At 30.8% G+C, this 24,838-nt stretch carries 20 protein-coding genes and 1 tRNA gene; 14 read left to right on the top strand and 7 right to left on the bottom strand.

The genetic code is table 11. From position 1 onward, the window contains the following. Positions 1 to 39: 39 nt before the first annotated feature. Together CW733_RS13050 and CW733_RS13045 are read right to left on the bottom strand one after the other, a co-directional pair. Complete coding sequence (locus tag CW733_RS13050) at positions 40 to 1,086, bottom strand: glycosyltransferase family 9 protein (RefSeq protein ID WP_100997599.1); 1,047 nt, start codon at positions 1,084 to 1,086, stop codon at positions 40 to 42. 96 nt (positions 1,087 to 1,182) lie between these two features. Then, entirely contained in the window at positions 1,183 to 3,033 is a 1,851-nt protein-coding gene (locus CW733_RS13045) for a sodium:proton antiporter (protein WP_100997598.1), read from the bottom strand. 135 nt (positions 3,034 to 3,168) lie between these two features. On the opposite strand from CW733_RS13045, the gene CW733_RS13040 reads away from it, so the two are divergent. The 8 genes from CW733_RS13040 (at position 3,169) to CW733_RS13005 (ending at position 13,757) form a co-directional block, all read left to right on the top strand. Next, positions 3,169 to 4,017, top strand: a complete 849-nt coding sequence (locus CW733_RS13040) for a universal stress protein (protein WP_100997597.1) — start codon at positions 3,169 to 3,171, stop codon at positions 4,015 to 4,017. Continuing rightward, on the top strand, positions 4,014 to 6,200 hold the full coding sequence (locus CW733_RS13035; protein WP_100997596.1) for a SulP family inorganic anion transporter: 2,187 nt from the start codon (positions 4,014 to 4,016) through the stop codon (positions 6,198 to 6,200). Before CW733_RS13040 ends, CW733_RS13035 begins: the two co-directional genes overlap by 4 nt. 51 nt (positions 6,201 to 6,251) lie before the next feature. After that, positions 6,252 to 7,124 (top strand): MBL fold metallo-hydrolase, encoded by an 873-nt coding sequence (locus CW733_RS13030; RefSeq protein ID WP_100997595.1) that lies wholly within the window; start codon positions 6,252 to 6,254, stop codon positions 7,122 to 7,124. A gap of 24 nt (positions 7,125 to 7,148) precedes the next feature. Beyond that, positions 7,149 to 8,762, top strand: a complete 1,614-nt coding sequence (locus tag CW733_RS13025) for a S8 family peptidase (protein ID WP_100997594.1) — start codon at positions 7,149 to 7,151, stop codon at positions 8,760 to 8,762. A 67-nt stretch (positions 8,763 to 8,829) separates the two neighbouring features. Next, a complete protein-coding gene (locus tag CW733_RS13020; RefSeq protein WP_100997593.1) occupies positions 8,830 to 10,671 on the top strand; it encodes a M1 family metallopeptidase in 1,842 nt (613 codons plus the stop codon). A gap of 140 nt (positions 10,672 to 10,811) precedes the next feature. Beyond that, positions 10,812 to 11,177: a ribonuclease P protein component gene (rnpA, locus tag CW733_RS13015; protein ID WP_100997592.1), complete on the top strand. Its 366-nt coding sequence runs from the start codon at positions 10,812 to 10,814 to the stop codon at positions 11,175 to 11,177. Positions 11,178 to 11,181: 4 nt separating this feature from the next. Then, positions 11,182 to 12,828 carry a S41 family peptidase gene (locus CW733_RS13010; RefSeq protein ID WP_100997591.1) on the top strand — a complete coding sequence of 549 codons (1,647 nt, stop codon included), beginning with the start codon at positions 11,182 to 11,184 and terminating at the stop codon, positions 12,826 to 12,828. A 53-nt stretch (positions 12,829 to 12,881) separates the two neighbouring features. Further along, the gene (locus CW733_RS13005; protein ID WP_100997590.1) at positions 12,882 to 13,757 is read left to right on the top strand and encodes an OmpA family protein; all 876 of its coding nucleotides are present in this window, start codon (positions 12,882 to 12,884) and stop codon (positions 13,755 to 13,757) included. A 321-nt stretch (positions 13,758 to 14,078) separates the two neighbouring features. Here CW733_RS13005 and CW733_RS13000 read toward each other — a convergent pair whose 3' ends face one another. The 3 genes from CW733_RS13000 to rpiB all read right to left on the bottom strand — a co-directional run bounded on the left by CW733_RS13000 (position 14,079) and on the right by rpiB (position 16,006). Then, positions 14,079 to 14,525 carry a GNAT family N-acetyltransferase gene (locus CW733_RS13000; RefSeq protein ID WP_100997589.1) on the bottom strand — a complete coding sequence of 149 codons (447 nt, stop codon included), beginning with the start codon at positions 14,523 to 14,525 and terminating at the stop codon, positions 14,079 to 14,081. Positions 14,526 to 14,659: 134 nt separating this feature from the next. Beyond that, on the bottom strand, positions 14,660 to 15,577 hold the full coding sequence (locus CW733_RS12995) for a cation diffusion facilitator family transporter (RefSeq protein WP_100997588.1): 918 nt from the start codon (positions 15,575 to 15,577) through the stop codon (positions 14,660 to 14,662). Next, positions 15,578 to 16,006 (bottom strand): ribose 5-phosphate isomerase B, encoded by a 429-nt coding sequence (gene rpiB / locus CW733_RS12990; protein ID WP_100997587.1) that lies wholly within the window; start codon positions 16,004 to 16,006, stop codon positions 15,578 to 15,580. It lies immediately after the preceding gene. A gap of 854 nt (positions 16,007 to 16,860) precedes the next feature. Between rpiB and rnr the strand changes: the two genes are divergently transcribed. The 5 genes from rnr (at position 16,861) to CW733_RS12965 (ending at position 22,026) form a co-directional block, all read left to right on the top strand. Next, positions 16,861 to 19,059 carry a ribonuclease R gene (gene rnr / locus CW733_RS12985; RefSeq protein WP_100997586.1) on the top strand — a complete coding sequence of 733 codons (2,199 nt, stop codon included), beginning with the start codon at positions 16,861 to 16,863 and terminating at the stop codon, positions 19,057 to 19,059. Positions 19,060 to 19,245: 186 nt separating this feature from the next. Further along, positions 19,246 to 19,554 (top strand): heavy metal-binding domain-containing protein, encoded by a 309-nt coding sequence (locus CW733_RS12980; RefSeq protein ID WP_100997585.1) that lies wholly within the window; start codon positions 19,246 to 19,248, stop codon positions 19,552 to 19,554. 58 nt (positions 19,555 to 19,612) lie between these two features. Then, positions 19,613 to 20,287 (top strand): head GIN domain-containing protein, encoded by a 675-nt coding sequence (locus CW733_RS12975; protein WP_100997584.1) that lies wholly within the window; start codon positions 19,613 to 19,615, stop codon positions 20,285 to 20,287. A gap of 149 nt (positions 20,288 to 20,436) precedes the next feature. Continuing rightward, positions 20,437 to 21,117, top strand: coding sequence for a LysE family translocator (locus CW733_RS12970; RefSeq protein ID WP_100997583.1), 681 nt, complete (start codon positions 20,437 to 20,439; stop codon positions 21,115 to 21,117). A gap of 15 nt (positions 21,118 to 21,132) precedes the next feature. Then, a complete protein-coding gene (locus CW733_RS12965; RefSeq protein WP_100997582.1) occupies positions 21,133 to 22,026 on the top strand; it encodes a hypothetical protein in 894 nt (297 codons plus the stop codon). Between the two features lie 85 nt (positions 22,027 to 22,111). Here CW733_RS12965 and CW733_RS12960 read toward each other — a convergent pair. Together CW733_RS12960 and folB are read right to left on the bottom strand one after the other, a co-directional pair. Beyond that, positions 22,112 to 22,182, bottom strand: a tRNA-Cys gene (locus tag CW733_RS12960). A 50-nt stretch (positions 22,183 to 22,232) separates the two neighbouring features. Then, on the bottom strand, positions 22,233 to 22,595 hold the full coding sequence (gene folB, locus CW733_RS12955) for a dihydroneopterin aldolase (protein ID WP_100997581.1): 363 nt from the start codon (positions 22,593 to 22,595) through the stop codon (positions 22,233 to 22,235). Between the two features lie 220 nt (positions 22,596 to 22,815). Here folB and CW733_RS12950 point away from each other — a divergent pair, with 220 nt between their 5' ends. Then, positions 22,816 to 24,822 (top strand): glutamine--tRNA ligase/YqeY domain fusion protein, encoded by a 2,007-nt coding sequence (locus CW733_RS12950; protein ID WP_100997580.1) that lies wholly within the window; start codon positions 22,816 to 22,818, stop codon positions 24,820 to 24,822. Positions 24,823 to 24,838: the final 16 nt, after the last annotated feature.

Below are 24,838 nucleotides of genomic sequence, written 5' to 3'. Positions count from 1 at the left end.
TAAAAAGAAGATGAACTGGTTTTATTAGAATTTAATAAACTATAGTTTACTCTCTATTAACGACATATAATCTTCAACAGTTCCACTTTTTGTGTCTATAAAATCGTTGTTATTACCATAAGGTCTGTATTTACTTGTTGGTGTAACAGAAAACAAACCTACTGTAGTTGTTTTGGTTGCTGCTGCTAAATGCATAATGCCACCATCTCCTCCAACAAACAGCTCTGCATTTGCAATTACTGCCGCAATTTCTCTAATATCTTTACTATAAAAAGAACCCGCTTTAAAGTCTATTTGAGATACGTTTTCTGCAGGTAAAACTTCTAGAATATTATAAGTGTCCCCAAATTTAGCTTTTAAGGCAGTATAAAAAGTACTCCACCACGCTTTAGAATAACATTTATTACCTGTAGCAAATGTGAAAATTAATATGGTTTTTTTAGATGAATCAATAACCGAACGGTTCAAAACGCCTTTACCATTTAAAATTTCGTTTTCTGTAAGTTTTAAATCTAAATTAGAAATAGGGTCTGTACTTATTGCATAGCCAATTTGCTGTAAATAGTGCCTTAAAAGATACACATTGTTTTTAGCCATGTGATAGTAATCGTCTTCAAATGCTCCTGTTTCCTTTTCTAGTGTTCCATAAACTTTATATTTAGCATTAGATAAATAGGTTAAAATTCTTCCAGAAGACGATCCTTTGTCTCCACTTATTACTAAATCGTACTTTTTTATTTTAACCGAAAAAAAGATTTTTAAATATCTAAATAACTCTTTAAATGGTTTTTTAGGTAGAATAATTATATTATTAACATTTTCATATTCTTGAAATACCGGTTTAGCAACTCCTCCTTTTACAATAAGATCTATTTTACAATCTGGGAAAGATTTTATTAATTCTTGTAATAAAGGCGTAATTAAAAGCATATTGCCAAGCCTTTGATTTGGACGACAAATTAGAATCTTACTAATTTTTGTTTTTTTTGTTCCTTTTACTTTTTTATTAAAATGAGATTTACCAATATCTCGAGTAAGCTTTGGCATTATCTTTTGTCTAATTGAATCGAATTTTAATAAGGTCATTTTGTTAAATAAAGTTATTGAGTTAAAATGATAAATAAAGTAAAATATAATGAACTAATGCTATTTCAAATACACTTACCTACTAGAATTAAATAATTATGCTTCTTCATTAGCGACCTCTTCAACATCGAAAGGTTTTCCTAAATACACTAAATGCCAATTTTCTCCTATGTCTTCAATGTCTTTATTATAAGAAGAAATAATCTGTATTTCGGATGCTTCATTTTTAATAAATAAAGGAATAATGTCTTTGTCGTTATTAGACATTTCAATTAAGCTATCGTAATGTGCTTTATCTCTTAATTCTATTTCCTGAATACTTGGATATTTTCTAGTTACATTACTAAGCGTAGTAAAATCGTCTGTATGTGAAAACAATCCTTCTTTAGGGTTGTTTTCTCCATCTTGCATCTCGTCTACACTAACCAATCTAAATGATCCATTTTCACCAAATTGTTTGCTAAATTTATTAATAGCATACTTATTTATGTCACTACTTCCTGTTAAAGCCATTAAATAACCAACATCGTTTAGTTCTATATTATCCATTAAAGTGTCCGAATAAATATTAGTATTAAATGCTTCTAAGCCTAATTCTTTTGCTTTTTCAATATTACTTTGATTACTGTCTATTAATACAACATGCCTTCCATTAGACTCTAAATAATGACCAATTAATCGCGATACTTTAGATGCACCAACAATTAAAATTCCATTCGATTTTATTAAAAACACACCAACCAGTTTAGCAAATAATCGCGCAGTTGTTGCGTTTAATAATACGGTTCCTAGAACAATCATAAATACCAAGGGTGTTATATATTCTGCTCCTGGTACTCCTTCTTTTGCTAACTTTAATCCAAATAACGAAGCAATACCTGCAGCTACTATTCCTCTTGGTCCAACCCAACTAATAAATATTTTTTCATTTAATTTTAATGTTGAACCATGTGTACTCAAAAACACACCAATTGGACGAATAATAAAAACAACAACAGCAAATAATATTGCTGTATTCCAATTGTAAATTAAATATAAATCACTCATATTTATATTAGCAGCTAAAAGAATAAATAAGATAGAGATTAATAAAATACTTAACGATTCTTTAAAGTAAAGAAGTTCTTTTAAATAAGGAGCATTAGAGTTCCCTAAAACCATACCCATAACTACAACAGCAAGTAATCCAGATTCATGTGCAAAAGTATCTGCTAAGACAAAAACACCTAAAACAGCAGCTAGTGCAAATACATTTAAGAGGTAATGTGGTACTAAGTTTTTATTGATAATAAAATTCATGGCATGTGCAAAAGTAAAACCAAAAGTAGCTCCAAACAATACAATTTTACCAAATTCTATTAAAGCTGTTTTTGTAAACTCTCCTCCTCCATCAACAGTAATAAACTCAAAAACCAAAACGGCTACTAATGCGCCTATTGGGTCTATTAATATGCCTTCCCATTTTAATACAGTCGATATATCTTTTTTTAAAGGAATGTTTCTTAAAATTGGTGTAATAACTGTAGGGCCAGTAACAATAATAAGCCCAGAGAATAAAAAAGAAATTTCCCAACTTAAATAAAAAGTGTAATGTGCTGTAACTGCTGCACCAAAGAAGGTAACCATAGATCCTAAAGAAATTAACTTTGTAATTACAGGTCCTACATTTTTTATTTCGCTCATTTTAAGCGTTAATCCGCCTTCAAAAAGAATAATACTTATAGCTAAAGACACAAAATAAAATAGGCTTTCTCCTGGAAATAATCCTTCCTCTCCATTCCAAATAGGTTCAATCCATTTGGTGCCATCTTCGCTTAAAAACTCTGCAGCAATAGGTCCTACTAAAAGGCCTATTAAAATTAAGGGTAAAATAGCTGGAATTTTAAATTTCCAAGCAACCCATTGTGCCAATATTCCTAGAATAATAATACCTCCTAATTCTACCATATAATATTGCTTATATATTTAAAATGCTAAAGTTAAAAATATTTGAATCATTTCTTTGTCTCTATCAACATTACTTCAATGTTTGTAAGGTAATACGAAAAAAACTATCTTCACTTTTTTAGAAATTATTTTAAAGTGATTCAAAAACCATTCAAAACCATAGGCTTAGGTATTGCCTTCTCTCCAAATTTAAAAGCGAACCTTTATGAGGCTGCGCGTTTAGCACTATATTTTGAATGTAAACTGGTTTTAATTCACGTTGGAGATGAATCTGAAGACAAATTAAAGACCTTAAAAGTTATTCTAAATACTTTTAAAAAGGACAATTTAGATTACGAGGTTATTTTTAAACCAGGAGAACCTGTTGAAGTAATTTTAGGTGCTTCCGAAGAAAAAAAAGTAGACTTATTAATTATTGGTGCTGCAAAAAGAGAAAAATTATTTACCTATTACGTGGGTTCTATTGCACGAAAAATTACACGACAAGCAAAATGTTCTTTATTATTACTTATAAAACCTTCTATAGAACGCTTACCATGCCAACACATTGTCGTTAATGGTTTAATAGATCCTAAAACCGAACAAACAATAGCTACTGCTTTCTATGTTGGGTATAAATTAAAGTCCGAAAAACTAACTATTGTTGAAGAAATAAAGCAAAATGAAATTGCTGTTAAGGTTGATGATGATAAGTCTCTTAGAAAATCAACGATTCTAAAAGAAAGACTTAGAAATCGTGAACGCTCTAGAGTCAATCATATTATAGAAGATATTCCAGAGGAGTTTACTAAAAATATTGTAATAAAATCACAACCTATTTTTGGAACACAAGGGTATTCTATTGGACATTACGCACAAATTGCAAGAGCCGATTTATTAATCATGAATGCACCTACAAAAATGACTTTTTGGGATCGTTTATTCCCACATGACATAGAACATATTTTAACCGAATTACCAACCGATGTTTTAATTATTCAATGAGCCCAAAAAAGAATAACATAAAACTATTTTTTAAAACATTACCAAAAAACATTTTTTCTGGTTTTGTAGTAAGTCTTATTGCTTTACCTTTAGGATTGGGCTTAGCAATGGCAAGTGAAGCACCACCAATTTCTGGTGTTATTGCTGCTGTTATTGGCGGTGTTTTAGTTTCTATTTTAGGCGGAAGTAATGTTACTATTTCTGGACCAGGAAACGGTCTAGTTGGTGTGCTATTAGTTGCTATTTCTACATTAGGGATCGAAAGTGCCTACGCTGCAATAATTTGCTCTGGAGCCCTGCTTTTAATACTTGGTTTCTTACGTTTAGGAAAACTAGCCGATTTTTTTCCATCTTCTGCAATACAAGGCATGCTAGCAGCAATTGGACTTATTATTTTAGGAAAACAATTTCATATTATGCTTGCGCATCGTATAAAACGAGAAGACACTATAGACTATCTTTTAGAGATTCCGTTTACAATAAACGATGCAATTCATTATAATAATACAGGACTACTTTATGCAGCAGCAGCAGGAGTAATAAGTTTTGTTATTATGGTTTTTTACTCAAAAATTAGAAATAAGTACTTACAACTTATTCCTGCTCCAATGTGGATTGTTATATTATCGATTGCATTTAGTTATTACTTTGAACTGATTGCGCATGAAAGCAACCCAATTGCTCTTGAATATATGATATCTGGTATCCCAGAATTTTCTGAAATTATAGAACAGCTTCCAACAGTAAATTTTAGTAAAATTGGTACATTGCCATTTTGGACAAGCGTTTTAGCTTTAACCTTAATTGCAAGTATAGAATCTTTATTAAGTATAAAAGCTGTAGATAAACTTGATCCACAAAAACGCCGTAGTAATGTAAATCGAGATTTAAAAGCACTTGGTTTAGCAACTGTTGGAAGTGGTTTTTTAGGTGGATTAAACGTAGTTACTGTTATTGCAAGAAGCTCTGTAAACGTTAATAATGGTGCTACTAACCGTTCTTCAAACTTTTTTCACGCCACTTTTTTAGTGATTTTTATAGTGCTTTTTAGTTCGCAATTACAGCGTATTCCTTTACCAGCTTTAATGGCTATTTTGGTTTACACAGGTTACAAATTAGCATCGCCAGAAAACATTAAAAAGATTTTTAGAATTGGTAAGGAGCAGCTTATTATCTTTTTTGTTACTCTTTTTGTAACACTTAAAATTGGTCTCATTTCTGGAATTCTATCTGGTGTTTTTGCTACTTTTATTCTTCATTTAATTATAAATAAAAATTTTTCTCTCTTTGGAAGAAACCTAATGAAGCCTAACGTATTAATGTTCCAAGAAGAAGGAAATTACTATGTAAGTGTAAAGCATTTTTGTAGCTTTTTAAATTTCTATAAATTAAAAGCAAAAATAGATGCAGTTCCAGAAACCGAAGATGTAATTGTAGATTTTTCACTTTGTAAATTTGTAGATCATACAGTCATGGAAAACCTTAATAATTATCAAGAATTGTTTACCAAAAGAGGAGGTCATTTTGAGGTGCTTGGTCTGGATTTACATGATACAGATTCTAAACACCCTTTTGCTTTGCGTCGTTTACTACCAGTACCAAATGTTATTAAAAAGAGTTTAACACGTCGCCAAACAACTATAGAGGAATTAGCTAAAGATTACCACTTAAATTATGTGTCTAAAAAAGAAAGAGACACTCATTTTTTAGATAATTTCCTGTTTTTTAGAACTAAGAAAATTAATTATATCTACAATCAATTAACGAATAAAAATGAAGCACTAAACACTTTCGATATCGAGTTTTCTGAAGGTGAGTTCATAGCAAAAGAAGTCATCCGCTCAACCATGCTTCATATAAAATTAGATAAAAGCATTCCAGAATTTACTTTAGATCGTGAAGGTTTTCTTGAAAAAGTATATGCTTTTGCTGGCTTTAAAGATATTCCTATTGCAAACCACACAGATTTCTCTAATAGATTTTACTTACTTGGTGAAGATACAGAAGCTATACAACACTTTTTTACTGATGAAATCACACATTTCTTCGAGAGTAACCCATACTATCACGTAGAATCTAATGGCCACGATTTACTTATTTTTGGTCGCGAAAGACTAGCAAGTATTAAAGAAATTAAAGCGCTTTACGATTTTGGTAAACGTTTACAACAAGTAGTTTCTTAATAAAATCTTAACACTTACTAACAATCCCTTTGTTTTTATTAATTTGCAGGTATGAATTTATATCCAATAAATGCTGGGAATTTTAAGTTAGATGGTGGTGCAATGTTTGGTGTTGTACCAAAATCGCTATGGACGCGAACCAATCCTGCAGATAGCAATAACATGATTGATATTGCTGCGCGTTGTTTGTTAATTGAAGACGGAAACCGTTTAATTTTAATAGACACTGGAATGGGAAATAAGCAAAGCGAAAAATTCTATAGTTATTATCATCTTTGGGGAGACGATACTATAGATAAATCTTTAGCTAAATATGGTTTTCATCGCGATGATATTACAGATGTTTTCATGACGCATCTACACTTCGACCACTGTGGTGGGTCTATACAATATAATAAAGATAGAACGCTATTAGAACCCGCTTTTAAAAATGCTCATTTTTGGAGTAACAAAAAACATTGGCAATGGGCAACACAGCCTAATCGTCGAGAGGTTGCTTCTTTTTTAAAGGAAAATATAATGCCAATGGAAGACAGTGGGCATTTAAAATTTACTAAACTTCCACAGAATCCTTCAGAAGACATTCTAAAAAATTCAGCCTTAGGATTCGATATTTTTTTCGCCAATGGTCATACCGAAAAGCAAATGATTCCAATGATTAATTACAAAGGTAAAACCATTTGTTTTATGGCAGATTTATTACCAACGGTTGGGCACTTGCCAATACCGTTTGTAATGGGTTACGACACAAGGCCTTTACTAACTTTAGACGAAAAAGAAAAATTCCTTAACCTCGCAGCAACTCATAATTATTACTTATTTTTGGAACACGATGCGCATAACGAAATAATTACTGTGCAGCACACTAAAAAAGGTGTGCGCTTAAAAGACTCTTTTTCAAGCAACGACATTTTTAATCTTTAAATTAACAACTAAACATTTTATAACATGAAACTAATTAATAAAACACTTTTGTTTTCTCTATTTTCAGCTGCAATTTTATCTAGCTGTGGTGGTGGAACACCAATTTTATCAACACCTGTTGAAAATATCGACACTTCACCTATAAAAGAAGCAGATTTATCTGAGGCTGAAGCTCATAATTGGGGACATTTAGATCTTGCAAAAGATACTATTCCTGGAATGAGTGTTGATAAAGCGTATAGTGAAATTATAAAAGGTAAAAAAGGTCAAAAAATTATTGTAGCTGTTATTGATTCTGGAATTGATATTTCTCATGAAGATTTAGATGGTGTACTTTGGACTAACAAAAAAGAAATTGCTGGTAACGGAAAAGACGACGATAAAAATGGTTATATAGATGATATCCATGGTTGGAATTTTCTTGGTGATGGCCACGATGAACAATTAGAATACATTCGTTTAGTAGCAAGTGGAGACACAAGTGCTCCTAGATTTGCAGAAGCTAAGACTAAATATGATACAGATTATAATGCAGCTGTAGCTGGGAAGCAACAGTATGAAGGTATTTACAACTCTGTTGAAAGCGCACACAAAACATTAGCAGCACATTTTAAAAAGGAAGATTATACTTCTAAAGAAGTAGCAGCTATTACAACTGAAGATGCTACGTTAAAAGCAGCTGTTGAGTCTGCAAATAGCATGTTTGCAAGAGGAGCTAAATCTCTTCCTGAAGTTTTAGAGCAAGTAAAAGGTGGTGTTGATTATTATGGAGACCAAGTAGCTTATAACTTAAATAAAGACTTTAAAGGAAGAACAACTGGAGATAATCCAAACGATTGGAATGATAAGCCAGGTTACGGAAACGGAAACGTTATGCCAGTAAAAAAATCTGAAAGTCATGGAACTCACGTTTCAGGAATTATTGCTGCAGAACGTAACAATGGTTTAGGAGCAAATGGTGTTGCTAATAATGTTGAAATTATGGCAATTCGTGCTGTACCAAATGGAGATGAGTATGATAAAGATGTTGCAAAAGCAATTAGATATGCAGTAGATAATGGTGCAAAAGTAATTAATGGAAGTTTTGGTAAAAGTTTTTCTCCACATGCTGACTGGGTTAGAGATGCAATAAAATACGCTAGTGATAAAGGTGTGGTTTTTGTTCATGCAGCAGGAAACTCTAGTGAAGATGTAGATACAGAGCCAAACTTTCCAGACGATAACGTAAATTATGTAGAAGTTAGTAATACTTACATTCGTGTTGGTGCATTAGCTCCTAAATATGGTACAGCTATGGTTGCAAACTTCTCTAACTACGGAAAGAAAAATGTAGATGTATTTGCACCTGGTGCAAAAATATATTCTACAACACCAGAAAACGAATACAAAACTATGGGAGGAACGTCTATGGCATCTCCTGCTGTTGCTGGTGTTGCTGCTTTAGTTTGGTCTCAATACCCTAAGTTAACAGCTGCTCAGGTTAAGCAAATTATTATGGATTCTGGTTTAGCAATAAGCGCTAAAGTAGTTGTTGGTGGTAATGGAGAAGATGTAAGACCTTTTGGAGATTTAACTAAATCTGGTAAAATGGTAAATGCATACAATGCTTTAATTATGGCTTCGCAAATATCTAAGTAAAATAATAATCTTAAAGAGCCTCAGTAGTTATTAATTACTGAGGCTTTTTTATTTAAAATATATTAAAATGAAAAAAATACTTCTTTTTAGCCTTTCGGCTTCATTGTTTTTAATGGGTTGTGGCGCATCTAAAAGTGTCTCTACTCCTACAAACTCGACTACATCATCTCAAACAAGTACAGCTTCAGCTAAATCTGCTTATTGGCAACAACATGTAGATTACAAAATGGAGATTGATATGGACGTTAATAACTACCAGTATCAAGGAAAACAAAAACTAGTTTACACTAATAATTCTCCAGATGTGTTAAACAAAGTATTCTATCATTTATTCTTTAATGCGTTCCAACCAGGAAGCGAAATGGACGCAAGACTTCAATCTATTGCAGATCCAGATGGTAGAATGGTAACAGAAGTTAATGGTAAAAAAGAAAGCAGAATTAGCACATTAAAACCTAACGAAATTGGTTACATAAATGTAACATCTCTTAAGCAAAACGGAAGTAGTGTAAAACACTTAACTGCTGGTACTGTTTTAGAGGTAACTTTAAATAAAGCAATCCAACCAGGAGAAAGTGTTACTTTCGATATGGTTTTCGATGCTCAAGTTCCTGTGCAAATTCGTCGCTCTGGTAGAAATAATGCAGAAGGTGTTGCGTTATCGATGACGCAATGGTATCCTAAATTATCTGAATATGATTTTGAAGGATGGCATGCTTATCCATACATTGGAAGAGAGTTCCATGGTGTTTGGGGAGATTTTGATTTAAAGCTAACTATCGATAAAAATTATGTTGTTGGTGGTACTGGATATCTTCAACCTAATCCTGTTGTAAAAGGAGACAAGAAAACGCTTCATTTTAAAGCACCAAATGTTCACGATTTTACTTGGGCTGCAGATCCAGAATATATTCACGATACAATGCAAGTGCCTAATGGACCAATGCTTAATTTTTATTATAAGAAAAACTTACCTGCCGAAAACTTAGAAAACTGGAAAAAACTTCAGCCTAAAACGGTTGAAATGATGCAGTATTTTAGTGAAAATATTGGCAAATACCCTTATGATCAATACTCTGTTATTCAAGGTGGAGATGGTGGAATGGAATATGCAATGTGTACTTTAATTACTGGTAAACGTAAATTTGGTAGTTTAATGGGTGTTACAGCTCACGAAATGGCACACACATGGTTTCAGTTCTTATTAGCAACAAACGAAGGGAAACACGAGTGGATGGACGAAGGCTTTACAAGTTACATTAGTGATTATGCTATGGATTATATTAATAAAGAAAATAAAGACAATCCTGCAGCAAGCGCATACAGAGGTTATAATTATTTAGCAAAATCTGGAAAAGAGAAACCACAGTCTACTCATGCAGATCGTTACGAAACTAATATGGCTTATGGAATAACAGCTTACAATAAAGGAGAAGTATTTTTGTCTCAATTAGGTTACGTTATTGGTGAAGACAATTTAAAGAAAACTCTAAAACAATATTTTATAGATTGGTCTTTTAAACATCCAACACCAAACGATTTTATTCGTGTAGCAGAAAAAGTATCTGGTTTAGAATTAGAATGGTATTTAACAGACTGGACTATGACTACAAATACTATAGATTATGGCGTAAAAAACATTGAAGGTAACACAGTAACTTTAGAGCGTATTGGTGAAATGCCAATGCCTATAGATCTTGAAGTTACGTATACAGATGATTCTACAGAAAGTCTTTACATTCCTCTACAAATGATGCGTGGAGAAAAGCCAACAACAGCAACTACAATTGCAGATTGGGCTTGGGCTCACCCAACATATACTTTTAAAGCTAAAAAAGCTGTAAAAAGTGTAGAAATTGATGCTAAAAATGTAATGGCAGATATTAACAAAGATAATAATAAGAAGTAATTACATTTTAAATTATAAGCTTAAAGCCTCATCTATAGATGAGGCTTTTTGTTTTTCAAAATGTTAAGTTTCTAAGTGATGTTGTATATTAGCTTCTTAATTACGCTAATTAAAATCTAGAATTCGCAATAGTTGTTACAATGAAGCTCACCTACAATAAACACGAAAAATTAAAAAGCCAGAAAACCATCGAGAAATTATTTCTTGACGGAAACTCGGTTTCGGCATATCCTTTGCGGTTAGTCTATTTAAAACATGGAGATTCTAGAAAGGTTGGTGTTTCGGTTAGTAAGCGAAATTTTAAACTTGCAGTAGACAGAATTCGTATAAAACGCTTGCTTCGTGAAGCTTATAGACTAAACAAAACCATGTTAATTGATAATGAAGTTAACGATTATACGTTAATGATTTTATATATTAGTAAAGATATGCCTGATTTTGAATTGGTAGATACCAAAATGAAGAAGGTTTTAATAAAATTTACAGAAGCTATTTTTAAAAGTTAGAACAATGAAAAAACTACTAAAACAACGCGTACTCATTCCTGTATTAGCACTTACATTATTAATTACAGGTTCTGCTTTTAAAACATATAACAACGATTTTTTCGAGATTGCAAAGCAAATTGAAATATTCACTACCCTTTTTAAAGAGTTGAATATGAATTATGTAGACGAAACAAATCCTGGTGAATTAATGGATAATGCCATTAAAAATATGCTAAATGATCTGGATCCTTATACTAAATTCTATAACGAGCAAGATGTAGAAGCTGCACGAATTCAAAGAACCGGAGATTATACAGGTGTTGGAGCTCAAGTACGTATATTAAAAGACAAACTATTAATAGTAGAACCATACAAAGGTTACCCTGCAGATAAAGCAGGTTTAAAAGCAGGAGACGAAATTATTAAAATAGATGGTCAAGTTGTTGCAGATTATAAAGATGATGCAGGAAACTTACTTAAAGGTGTCCCTAATTCTTCTGCAGAAATTACATATGTAAGACAAGGTAAAACGGCAAATACAACCGTAAAACGTAGCGAAATTGAAATTGATGCTGTACCACATTTCTCTATGATTGATGAAACTACAGGTTACATTGTACTTAGAAAATTTAACGCAAAAGCGTCTCAGCAAACAGGTTATGCTTTAAAAGATTTAAAAGCGCAAGGTGCAAAAAGTGTTATTTTAGACTTACGCGGAAATCCAGGTGGATTACTAAACGAAGCGGTTAATGTTGTAAACCTATTTGTACCTAAAGGTCAATTAGTAGTAACAACTAAATCTAAAGTTAAAAAATACAATAGAACATACTATACTAAAAGAGATCCAATAGACACAGAAATTCCTGTTGTAGTGTTAATAAATGGTAGAAGTGCTTCTGCAAGTGAAATTGTTTCTGGAACCATTCAAGATTTAGATAGAGGTGTTGTTGTTGGTGCAAGAAGCTTTGGAAAAGGCTTAGTACAACGTCCTAAAAAATTAACCTATGGTACACAGTTAAAAGTTACTATTTCTCGTTATTATACACCTTCTGGTCGCTGTATTCAAGCTTTAGATTACTGGAATAAAGATGAAGAAGGAAATGCAGTACGTGTAAAACAAAAAGATTACAACGCTTTTAAAACTAAAAACGGTAGAAAGGTATTTGATGGTGGTGGTGTTTTTCCAGATGAAGCTTTAGATTACTCTAAAAACTCAGCAATTACAAAAGCTATTTTAAGCAATCAGAGTATTTTCGATTATGCTACAAAGTACTATTACAATCATCAAAACATTAGTGATATTAACAACTGGAAACTATCCGATTCAGATTTTCAAGATTTTAAAAGCTTCTTAAAGTCTTCCGATTTTTCTTTTGAAACTGAAACTGAAAAGTCTCTTAGTAAAGCTTTAGAGGTTGCTAAGACAGAGAATTTAGATGATGACATTCAACGTGATTATAATAACTTAATTCAAAATTTAAATAATTCAAAATTAAAAGCTGTAGACGATAATAAATCGCAACTAATGGGTTTATTAAGCGACGAAATAATTAAGCGTTACGTTTATAGAGAAGGCTTATACGACTATTATAAGCTACATAATAAAGAGATAAAAAAGGCTTCAGAAATATTAGCTAATCCATCTAAATACGAACGCTATTTAAAATAAGAAAACTTTTAAATTCTTAAAAATTAGTATATTTAAACACCTTTTTACTAAAAATGAAATATTTAATTATCATACTTCTATTTATAACTCAGCTTGGGTTTTCTCAAAAGGAATTTACTCACGATGTCTATTTTGATACAGATAAGTATGTTGTACCATTAACAGAAGAGAATAGACTTTTACTATTTATTTCTAAGTTAGACACCATTCCTGTAGAAAAGGTTTCAATCTATGGTTTTACAGACGATAGAGGTTCTAACGAATACAATTTAGAACTCTCTCAAAATCGTGCAGATGCTATAAAAGAAATGTTTGCAGGTTATGGCATTGATCCAGATTTAATTACAAATGTTAATGGTAAAGGAGAAATACTTTTAAAGGTTTTAAATGAAGAAGAAATTCACCAAATTCGAGGTTTAAATAGAAAAGTTGAAGTTATTGTAACTAAAAAACTACCTACCAAACCTGTTGAAGATGTAATAAGTAGTGTTGATGAAAAGATTGTTTTTGAAGAAACTAACAAAGAAAAAACTACAGACGATATTAAAAAAGGCACCATAAAAAAAGGTGATAAAATTCGTTTAGATAAAATATACTTTAAGACTAGTTACAGTTATGTAACTTCAGATTCTAAGAAAACATTAGAAGCACTTGCAAAAATTATGGTAGAAAATAAAAACGTTTATTTTACTATTCAAGGTCATGTGTGTTGCACGCAAAACAGTCGAGATGCGGTTGATAAAAAAACAAGAAAACGTAATTTATCTGTAGCTAGAGCTAAATATATTTATGATTATTTAGAACGAAAAGGAGTAGATACAAGACGAATGAAATTTGTGGGTTTACGAAGAAAATTTCCTCTTGGTGGAGAACCACAATTCGATAGACGCGTAGAAATTTTAGTTACTTATGTTGGTAAGGCTAATTAAAAAAATATTAAAATATAAGTAAAAAACCATCTTAGAAAGATGGTTTTTTTTGTGCTTGTTATTTTTTACAAATCCTTTAAACGTTAATAATAACGGTTGATTGGTGTTTATGTATATTGAACGCTTTTACTTTATTTGCCTATTTGTGTTTTTAAACAATTAATAATGATAGTTGGCTATAATATTTCTTTAAAGTAAAAAGACTTACTACTTTTGCTAAATAATTTCGGTTTAAAAAAAAATTAAAAACAATATATTTCTAAGTAAATAATTTTTAGTAAGGTTTTTTACTTATCAAGTCAGCGCAATGCGCTGGCTTTTTTATTTTTTATAAAGCATCCCAATGTGTGGAATACCATCTTCTAGATACTCCTCTCCTATTTCGAAAAAGTTTAGGTTGTTATAAAAACGTTTAAGATAACATTGTGCCGAAATCTTTATTTCGGTTGTATTATAATGGTCTTTTATAGATTTTATAGACGCTTCCATAATATCGTAACCGTATTTATGTTGTCTTTCATTTTTATCGACCACTACTCTACCTATACTTGATAAATTGAAATAATCTCCTGGTTTAAATAAGCGTGTATAAGCGACTATTTTTTTATTTTTTAGGCCTATTACATGTAGTGCTTTTTGGTCTTTATTATCTATGTCTTGATAGACGCAATCTTGTTCTACCACAAAAACTTCGCTTCTTAGTTGTAGTAAGTTATATAACTCTGTAGTTGTTAATTCTTGAAAGCTTTTTACTTTAATTTCTAGCATAGTTTATAATATATTGTCAGTTCGAGTGTTTTATGAGGTACGAATAAAATGTATCGAGAGCCTTTTTGGCTAATTATAATGACTTCTCGATATAATTCGTTCATACTTTACGAATCACTCGAAGTGACAGACTTTTAATCCTGCACAATTACATCTTTAACATCGTCCTTTCCAAATTCTGGCTGAATATTAATATGGTTAATTTCAAATTTATGAAACAAGAGTTCTTCAATTTTAGAGAGAATAACATCAAACTCTGTTAAGGTAATGTTTTTTTCAAAATCTACGTGTGCTTCAAAATGAGTTTCATCTTCATTTAATTGCCAAACATGTATATGGTGCACATTACTTATGTCTTCAATAGCATTAATTTCTTTAACAATTTCATCTATAGGAATCGTATCTGGAGTAAATAACATGAGAACTTTGGTAGATTCTTTTAATAAATCTATTCCCATATAAATAAGATAAACAGCAATAGCAAATGTAAGTACACTATCTACCCAAAATAATTGATAGAATTTCATTAATAAACCACCAATTAAAACAGCCACACTTGCCATCATATCTGTTATAAGATGTAAATAAGCGCTTCTCATATTCATGTTAGATTTACTATCTTTTTTAAGAAGTAAAACACTAAATCCATTACCTAAAATAGCAATAAATGCTAACCAAATAACTAAATTACTTTCTATGGTTTGCGGGTTTTGAAAACGTTTAACAGCTTCAATAATCAATAAAATAGCAACAATTATTAAGGTTGATGCATTAATAAAAGCAGCTAAAATTTCGGCTCTTTTATAACCGAATGTTTTATGTAGAGAGGCTTTTTTTTTAGATAATTTTTCGGCTATATAACTTACAATTAAAGAGATAACATCGCTAAAATTGTGTAAAGCATCACTTAACAAAGCAAGACTACCAGAAAGCAATCCACCAATAACTTGAGCAACTGTTATTACTATATTTAATAATATAGATATTAAAAGTTTGCGTCCTCTTAGATTACTGTGATCATGCGCATGATTATGTGAGTGATTATGTGACAATTAACAAGGTATTTTATCTACACGGTTTTGATGTCTTCCACCTTCAAATTTAGTTTCTAAAAACATATCTACTATTGCAATAGCTTGTTGTAATGCAGTGTAACGTGCAGGAATACAACAAATATTTGCATTATTATGTTGTCTTGTTAGTGCTGTAATTTCTTTAGTCCAACATATACCTGCTCTAATACCTTGGTGTTTATTTGCTGTCATGGCTACACCATTTGCGCTTCCACAAATTAATATTCCAAAATCTGCTTTTTTACTTTCTACGTCGTTTGCTACAGGATGTACAAAATCTGGATAATCTACACTATCGCTAGCATCTGTTCCATGATTAGTTACTATAATACCTTTAGCTTCTAAATGCTTAATAATAGCAAATTTATAGTCTGTTCCTGCGTGATCGTTTCCTATTGAAATAGTCATAGTCGTTTTTTTAAGTTTCTAAAAAATATAGAATATAGAGTTGTGTGTATATTAAAAGTGTAAAGTTAATAATTGCTTGCAACTATTAATAAGTAATATTAATGAACTTATGTAAAAGTTTTATTTTTGATAAATACAGTAAAATTAAGATTTAAAATATTAAAAATCTTAGTGTTACTTATTATTTAAAAGTATTGAATTATAATTTAAAGTGTCTTTTATTATTAAATAGAAATCACTGTTAACAACTACACCTTTTAATAGTAACTACTTGTTAATATCTAATCACAGTTTTTTAAAACTTTTATTAGGATTATCCAATTTATTTTTCAAACCAAAATTGGTTATTAACAACCTAAAAAGTTAGCAGTTATTTTTTGGAGACTTATCATTAAAAAATTTGCACATACAAACACAAAAAAATAAAATACTTATTAAAAATTGATTGTGAATATAGGTTATTAACAGTTGTTAATAGCTTAGTTAAATACTATTAAAACCAACACTTTAATATGTTTATAAAGTGTTAGTAGAAAGAGAAAAGTTACCTACACAATCAAAAGGTATAAAAGTTATACCGCTATTCACAAGCCATCATAATCATCATTTTTTTTTTAAATTTTAAAGAAAGAATAATAATATATAATGTAAATGTGGATAAGTCTTAAAGTTAACTTAATATTAAAGAAACATAGGTTAAATATTAAAAACGTAGATTTGTATAAACTTAATTACTTATTAATACGATCACTAAGAAAATTTAAAGTGAAAACGATTAACTCTTCTCTATAAGAATTAAGTTAAAAATAAATAAGATTCCTTTCTTCAAAGGGATTAATTACATTACAAATTAAATGACAAAAAAGAAACACAGGAAACCTTCACATAACAAGATTTCCAACCTTACAAATACAATTCTTAGTATTTTAAAAAAAGATAGAAACAAAGCATTCAACTACAAACAAATTGGAGCTATACTAGATGTTAACGATGCTAGTAGTCGTAACCAAATTATAAAAAAATTAGCAGAACTTAAAGCCAAAGAAGAAATTAAAGAAATCGATCGTGGCAAGTTTCAGATAATTAATAATACAGTATATCACACAGGTATTTTTGATGCTGCACAACGTGGTAACGGTTACGTTATTTGTGATGATTTTGAAGACGATATTTACATTGCTTCAAACAATGTAAACAAAGCTTTAAATGGTGACGAAGTAGAATTATATGTTTACAAGCGTAAAAAAAGTGGTAAACAAGAAGGTGAAATTACTAGAATAATTAAACGTGCAAAAACAGAGTATGTAGGTATTATTCAAATTCATGCTAAAAAGAATTTCGCTTTTGTAGTAGTCGATGGTAATAAAATGAAAACAGACATTTTTGTACCTATCAATAAAACAATGAATGCTAACGATGGAGATAAAGTATTAGTCTCTATGGAAGAATGGCCAGAAAAAGCCGATTCTCCAAACGGAAAAGTAATTAAAGTTCTAGGAAAAGCAGGAGAACACAATACCGAAATTCATGCCATTTTAGCCGATTACGGTTTGCCTTACGAATTTCCGAAAGAAGTTGAAGACTTCGCAAATAATATAGATTTAAACATTAAGCCAGAAGAAATAGCTAAGCGTCGCGATATGCGAAAGGATTTAACTTTTACTATAGATCCTAAAGATGCTAAAGATTTTGATGATGCTTTATCGTTTACCGTTTTAGAAAATGGTAATTACGAAATAGGAATTCATATTGCAGATGTTTCACATTATTTACAAGAAGGAACCCTTCTGGATGATGAAGCTTATGAGCGTGCAACCTCTGTTTATTTAGTAGATAGAGTAGTACCAATGTTACCAGAAGTACTTTCTAATGGTGCATGTTCATTACGTCCACATGAAGAAAAATATACATTTTCTGCTGTTTTTGAATTAAATAGTAAAGCCGAAATTAAAAACGAATGGTTTGGTAGAACAGTAACATATTCTGATGCACGTTTTGCATACGAAGAAGCTCAAGCTATTATTGAAAATAAAAATAATACTATTCCTGCCGAAGTTTCTTTAACAGGAAAAGAATACAAAACAGATCAAGCGATTGCAGATGCTGTTTTAAAAATGGACGAACTAGCAAAAATTATGCGTGGAAAACGTATGCGTGATGGTGCTATTTCTTTTGATAAAGTTGAAGTAAAATTCGATTTAGATAAAGAATCTAATCCAGTAGGTGTATTCTTTAAAACCAGTAAAGATGCTAATAAGCTAATTGAAGAATTTATGCTTTTAGCAAACCGAAAGGTTTCAGAATTTATAGGAAAACAAAAACCAGAGAAAACATTTGTTTACAGAGTGCATGATGAGCCAAATGAAGAGAAATTAATGGCTTTACAAGGCGTTGTTTCTAAATTTGGGCACAAGCTTAACTTTAATAGTAAAGAAGGTATAGCATCGTCTTTAAATAAGCTATTAAGTGATGTTCAAGGTAAAAAAGAACAAAATTTAGTAGATACTTTAGCTATTAGAACCATGTCTAAAGCAGAGTATACTACAAAAAACATTGGTCATTACGGTTTAGCTTTCGATTATTACAGTCACTTTACATCGCCAATTCGTCGTTATCCAGATGTTATGGCACATCGTTTATTACAACGTTATTTAGATGGAGAAAAATCTGCCAATGCAGATGTTTACCAGGAACGTTGTAAACACTCAAGTAATATGGAATATTTGGCAACTAAAGCCGAAAGAGATTCTATTAAGTACATGCAAATAAGATTCATGCAAGATCATCAAGATGAAGAATTTGTAGGTGTAATCTCTGGTGCTACAGATTGGGGAATTTACATAGAAATTGTTTCTAATAAATGTGAAGGTATGGTAAGAACACGTGATATTAAAGGTGATTATTACGAGTTCGATAAAGAACAATTTGCTTTAATTGGTAAAAAAACAAAAACCATGTACCAACTTGGAGACGAGGTTATTGTTAAAGTTAAAAATGCAGATTTAGTAAAACGTCACTTAGATTTCGAATTAATAGGAAAACCAGAAGCATAAGGTTATTGCGAGGAGGAACGATGTGTCTCTTCTAGTTATTCTTATTTTTTTATCATAATTGTATCGAGAAGTTTTTTATAAAATATAAACTTCTTGATACAATTTTTTCATGCTTCAAAAATCACTTAAAGTGATACGCTGTAACTTTTTACTAAACTAGTCTACTAATAATAAAACATAAAAATTATGATACTAACAACAACAAACTCAATAGAAGGTTTTAAAATAATCGATTATAAAGGTATTGTAACTGGAGTAGCAGTAAATAGAAAGCAAACTGGAATGTCGTTTAGTATGACTAAATATTACGATTCTTTAGAAAGTAATATTGAAGAAATAAAAGAAGTAGGTTTTCAAAAACTAAAAGACAATGCTAAAAAGTTAAATGCAAATGCAGTTGTAGGAATTAATGTTGATATAGAAACTTTTGCAACTTCAGGAATTCTTATGATTTCTGTAACAGGAACAGCTGTACATGTAGTTTCAGAAAAATAATGTTGCAAAACTGTAACATTTTTATTTTTTAGTACTCTTTAAAGAAACACTATTTACAATGAAAAAATTTGCATCAATATTATTTATTTTTATATCACTTTCTGTCTTTTCTCAAAATCCAAAAGAGATTAATGTAGGAGATTTTACAACCGTTAAAGTTTACGATTTAATTCATATTAGCTTGGTTAAATCTGAAGAAAACAAAGTTATTGTCTCTGGACAAGATGCAGACGATGTAGAAATAATAAACAAAGATGGTACTTTAAAAGTACGCATGAAATTAGAACGTACTTTCGATGGTACTAAAACATTTGTAGCTGTACATTACAAAAAGATAGAAGTTATAGATGGAAATGAAGGTGCCAAAATTTTTGGTAACGAGCTAATTGTACAAGATAAAATAGAACTTCGTGCACAAGAAGGTGCAATTCTTAAAATTGGATTAGACGTTAAAAACTTAGAAGTAAGAGCAGTTTCTGGAGGTATTATTGAAACTAAAGGAAAAGCGAAATCTCAAGAGATAACTATTAACAGTGGAGGAATTTACCAAGGTCGTGAGTTTATAACAGATAACACTAAAGTTAAAGTTAGTGCTGGAGGAGAAGCAGATGTTAATGCTAGCGAAACAGTAGATGCTAGAATTACTGCAGGTGGAGATATTTATATCTACGGAAACCCTAAAAATGTAAAGAAAAAGCAAACTTTTGGTGGTAGAATAAAGATGAAAGACTAGAGTTTAAACATTACATTAATATACTAAGAGCTTCAGATTTATCTGAAGCTCTTTTTGTATAAACTCATATCTAACACACTAAAAACAGTTAATCCTTTACTTTAATCACATAATTTCTTTACTTTGTATTAACACTTACCTTTTTTTCTATGATTGAAGATATCCAGGCAGCAATACCATTAGGCTTTTTTTTAGCTTTCATGATTGGTCCTGTTTTTTTTGTACTCATTGAGACTAGTGTAATAAAAGGTTTTAGAGCTGCTTTAGCATTCGATTTAGGCGTTATTGTTGCAGATATACTATTTATTGCCATCGCTTATTTTTCAAGTTTTCAATTATTAGAAAACTTAAGTAACCAACCTGGTCTTTATGTTTTTGGAGGTACTATATTGGCTATTTATGGTTTTATAATTTTCTTTAAAAAACAAAAAAAGGAAGTTGTTGATACTACAGAACTAGTAAAACCTAAAACAAACTACATTTCATTATTTATTAAAGGTTTCTTTCTTAACTTTATTAACATTGGAGTTTTAGTTTTCTGGTTAGGAATTATAATAGTTGTTGGACCTAATTTAGATAATGATCCTAATAGATTTATTGTCTTTTTTGGTACCATGATTGGTGCATATTTTGTAACAGATTTATTTAAAATATTACTTGCAAAACAATTAAAAAATAAACTCACACCTAAAGCTATTATTAAAGTTAAACGTTTTCTTGGTCTTATTTTAGTAGTTTGCGGAACGGTTCTTATTGTAAAAGGTTTTCTTCCAAAAGATAAATTGAATCCTCAAGAAATCTTCGAAAAAATAGAAGAGAAAACACATTAATAAACGCTTTTTTTAATGGAATCTCAAGAACAGATTAGACTTAAATATTGCAACAAATGCATTAATAAAAAGGTAGACGATCGTTTTGGGACACTTTGTGGTTTAACAGGACAAAAACCAAATTTTAAATATACTTGTAAAGATTATAGTAAAGGGAAACCTAAAGCTACTTTTAAAGCCTCTACAAAGCCTAAAAGACAAAATCAACCCTATATTAAACAAAGTAGAAAAAAAGTTAAAAGTAAAAGCCCATTATGGATTGGTGGCTCTATTGTATTAACAGTAATTATTTTTGTTTTTAAAATTGGACGTACTGTTTCTAGTTTAAGTAGTGATAATTCAAGCACTTCACAATATGAACTCGATTACCTTAAACAGTTAGAAAAAGCAAAAGAAAGGCGAAATAAAGTAGCAACCATAAATTACTTAAGCCCTAATAATAGTAAAGCCGAATTTTCAAGAAAAATGGAAACCGACACTGTTATTATTTTAAATGCTAAAGTTAAATTAAAGCTTCCAAAACGATTTAGATTAACTATTTATAGTGAAGACAACGAACTCCCAATAAAAGCAACATCTAGAGGTTATTATTTTATTTGTAATAAATTAAAAATAGATAAAAATCAAGACCAGTTAGAGCAGTGGAAAGCATTTAGAAGGCAATTAATAGATAAATATCCAGGCAGTACATTAGTTGTAAAGAAACTATTAACTGTTAATACAATTACAAACGATTTAGACAGAATAGATTTTGAAATTAAAAATAGTTCTAAAACCAATGTAATAGGAACCGCTAGAATAGTAGATTATAATAATGAGCGTTACTTTTTTCAGTTAATATCAGATGCATCAAATGCAGACCATACAATTACTAATAAGTATTTAAGGTATTATGTTAAAGTGAAATAATTTTTTTTGGCTAAAAACAGTACTATAAATTTATCTAAAATTTAAACATAAAAAAAGAGCTACTTTTTCAAGTAACTCTTCTTTGAGGTGTCGAGCAGATTCGAACTGCTGTAGATGGTGTTGCAGACCACTGCCTAGCCACTCGGCCACGACACCTTAATTAAGACAGCAAATATAAAAATATTTACCATTCTAAACTATATTGATTAACTTTTTCTTTTTTCAGTTAATTCAATAGTAACCATTTCAACGTCTCCACTAATAGGTGGATTAATTTTACTTACAGAAACAGTTGCTATACTAACTTGTTTAGCTTCAGATAATATACGTCTTAAAATACGTTTTGCAACATGCTCTAAAAGTGCACTTGGAGTAGCCATTTCTTCTGCTACAACTTTATTTAAAAAAACGTAATCTACAGTATCGTTAAGAGCATCAGAACTTGCACTTTTCTCTAAATCTGCTTTTACTTTTAAATCTACGCGATAATCACTTCCAATAGCTGTTTCTTCTTTTAAACAACCATGATTAGCATGTATGCGGATATTTTCAACTTTAATTATTCCCATTTTCTTTATTTTGAATGGCAAATGTACTCAAAAAAGAGGCTTTAAATAATTATAAATGACTTCCAATTTGTTTCAGAATAAAATTAACTAATTTTACAATCTGTTTTTAAATTGATTTAATTGAGAAAAAACGTCTCGATAGTATCGATATTTCTATTAAAACGGTCATTCTCGTGAAAACGAGAAAGTAAATAATCAATACCAGTAAAGAATAAAATATATGTCTACAGAAGCAAAATCGCTCAACTTTTTAGAGCACATTATAGAAGAAGATTTAGCAAACGGTTTATCTCAAGATAAACTACGTTTTCGTTTTCCACCAGAGCCAAATGGTTATTTACACATTGGTCACACAAAAGCTATTGGTATTAGTTTTGGTTTAGGTGAAAAATATAATGCACCTGTAAATCTTCGTTTTGATGATACAAATCCAGCAAAAGAAGAGCAGGAATATGTAGATGCTATTAAAGAAGATGTCTCTTGGTTAGGCTATAAATGGGCAGAAGAGCGTTACTCGTCAGATTACTTTCAAGAACTTTACGATTGGGCAATTTTACTTATAAAAGATGGTAAAGCGTATATAGATTCTCAGTCTAGCGAAGCCATGGCAGAGCAAAAAGGAACACCAACACAACCAGGAGTAGATGGACCTTTTAGAAATAGAACAGTAGAAGAAAACCTTGCAATTTTTGCTAAAATGAAAGCCGGAGAATGTAATGAAGGCGAACATATTTTACGTGCTAAAATAGACATGCAACATGTAAATATGTTAATGCGAGATCCAATTATGTATCGTGTATTAAAAAAGGACCATCATCGTACAGGAAGCGATTGGTGTATTTACCCAATGTACGATTGGACGCATGGTGAAAGTGATTATATAGAACAAGTTTCTCATTCATTATGTTCATTAGAATTTAAGCCTCATAGAGAACTTTACGATTGGTTTAAGGAACAAGTATATGGTTTTGCAGAAAACAAGTACCCAATGCAACCAAAACAACGTGAATTTGCACGTTTAAACCTTACTTATACTATTATGAGTAAACGGAAGTTGCTTAAATTGGTAGAAGATGGTGTGGTTTCTGGATGGAACGATCCAAGAATGCCAACCATTTCTGGTTTACGTCGTCGTGGTTATACACCACAATCTATTAGAAAATTTGTAGAAACAGTTGGTGTTGCTAAACGCGAAAATTTAATAGATGTTTCACTTTTAGAATTCTGTATTCGTGAAGATTTAAACAAAAAAGCAGACAGAGTAATGGCTGTTTTAGACCCTATAAAAGTAGTTATTACTAACTATCCAGAAGATAAAGAAGAATGGCTTGAAGCCGAAAATAATCAAGAAGACGCTAGTGCTGGTTCTAGAAAAGTACCTTTTTCTTGCGAATTATATATCGAGAAAGAAGATTTTAAAGAAGAAGCAAGTAGTCAATTTTTTAGATTAAAATTAGGAGGAGAGGTTAGGTTAAAGAACGCTTACATTATTAAAGCTGAAAGTGTTGTAAAAGATACAGAAGGTAATGTAACAGAAATTCATTGTACATATTCTCAAGATACCGAAAAGAAAGTAAAAGGAACTTTACATTGGGTATCTATAAAACATGCTATTAAAGCCGAAGTTCGTGAATACGATAGATTATTTACAGTTGAAGCACCAGATAGCCAGCCAGACAAAGACTTTATGGAGTTTATTAACCCAAAGTCTTTAAAAACCATTGAAGCTTTTGTAGAACCAAGTTTAGCAGAAGCTAAAATAGGTGAGCAGTTTCAGTTTCAACGTTTAGGTTATTTTAATGTAGATAGCGATTCAAGTTCTAATAAATTAGTGTTTAATAAAACAGTTGGTTTAAAAGATTCTTGGGCTAAAGTGAAGCCAAAAACTGCAGAGAATAATCAGCAAAAACAACCTCAAAACGATAAACGTTCTGCAATAGACCAAATAAAATCTTACGGAAAAAAGTACGATCGTATGCAAGACGAACAGCGCGAAAAAGCTAAAGCTGAAATACAAGAATTGGCTAAAAACGTGTCTTACGAAGATTTAGAATCTCTTTTTGGAACTGCAGTTAAAAAGGCTGGTACTCGTATTATTACCATGATAAGTTTAGGTGTTTTATTAGACAATGGATTAGAAAAAAATGAAGCTATAAACGACTTTATTTCTAAAGCTTTAGAAGACAAAAACGAGCTGTTAGTTACTGAGGCTAAAGCAATAAAATAAAGTTTTAAACCCACAA

It is taken from the genome of Lacinutrix sp. Bg11-31, from assembly GCF_002831665.1.
Taxonomy (GTDB): domain Bacteria; phylum Bacteroidota; class Bacteroidia; order Flavobacteriales; family Flavobacteriaceae; genus Lacinutrix.
This window is presented reverse-complemented; position numbering and strand designations above follow the sequence as displayed.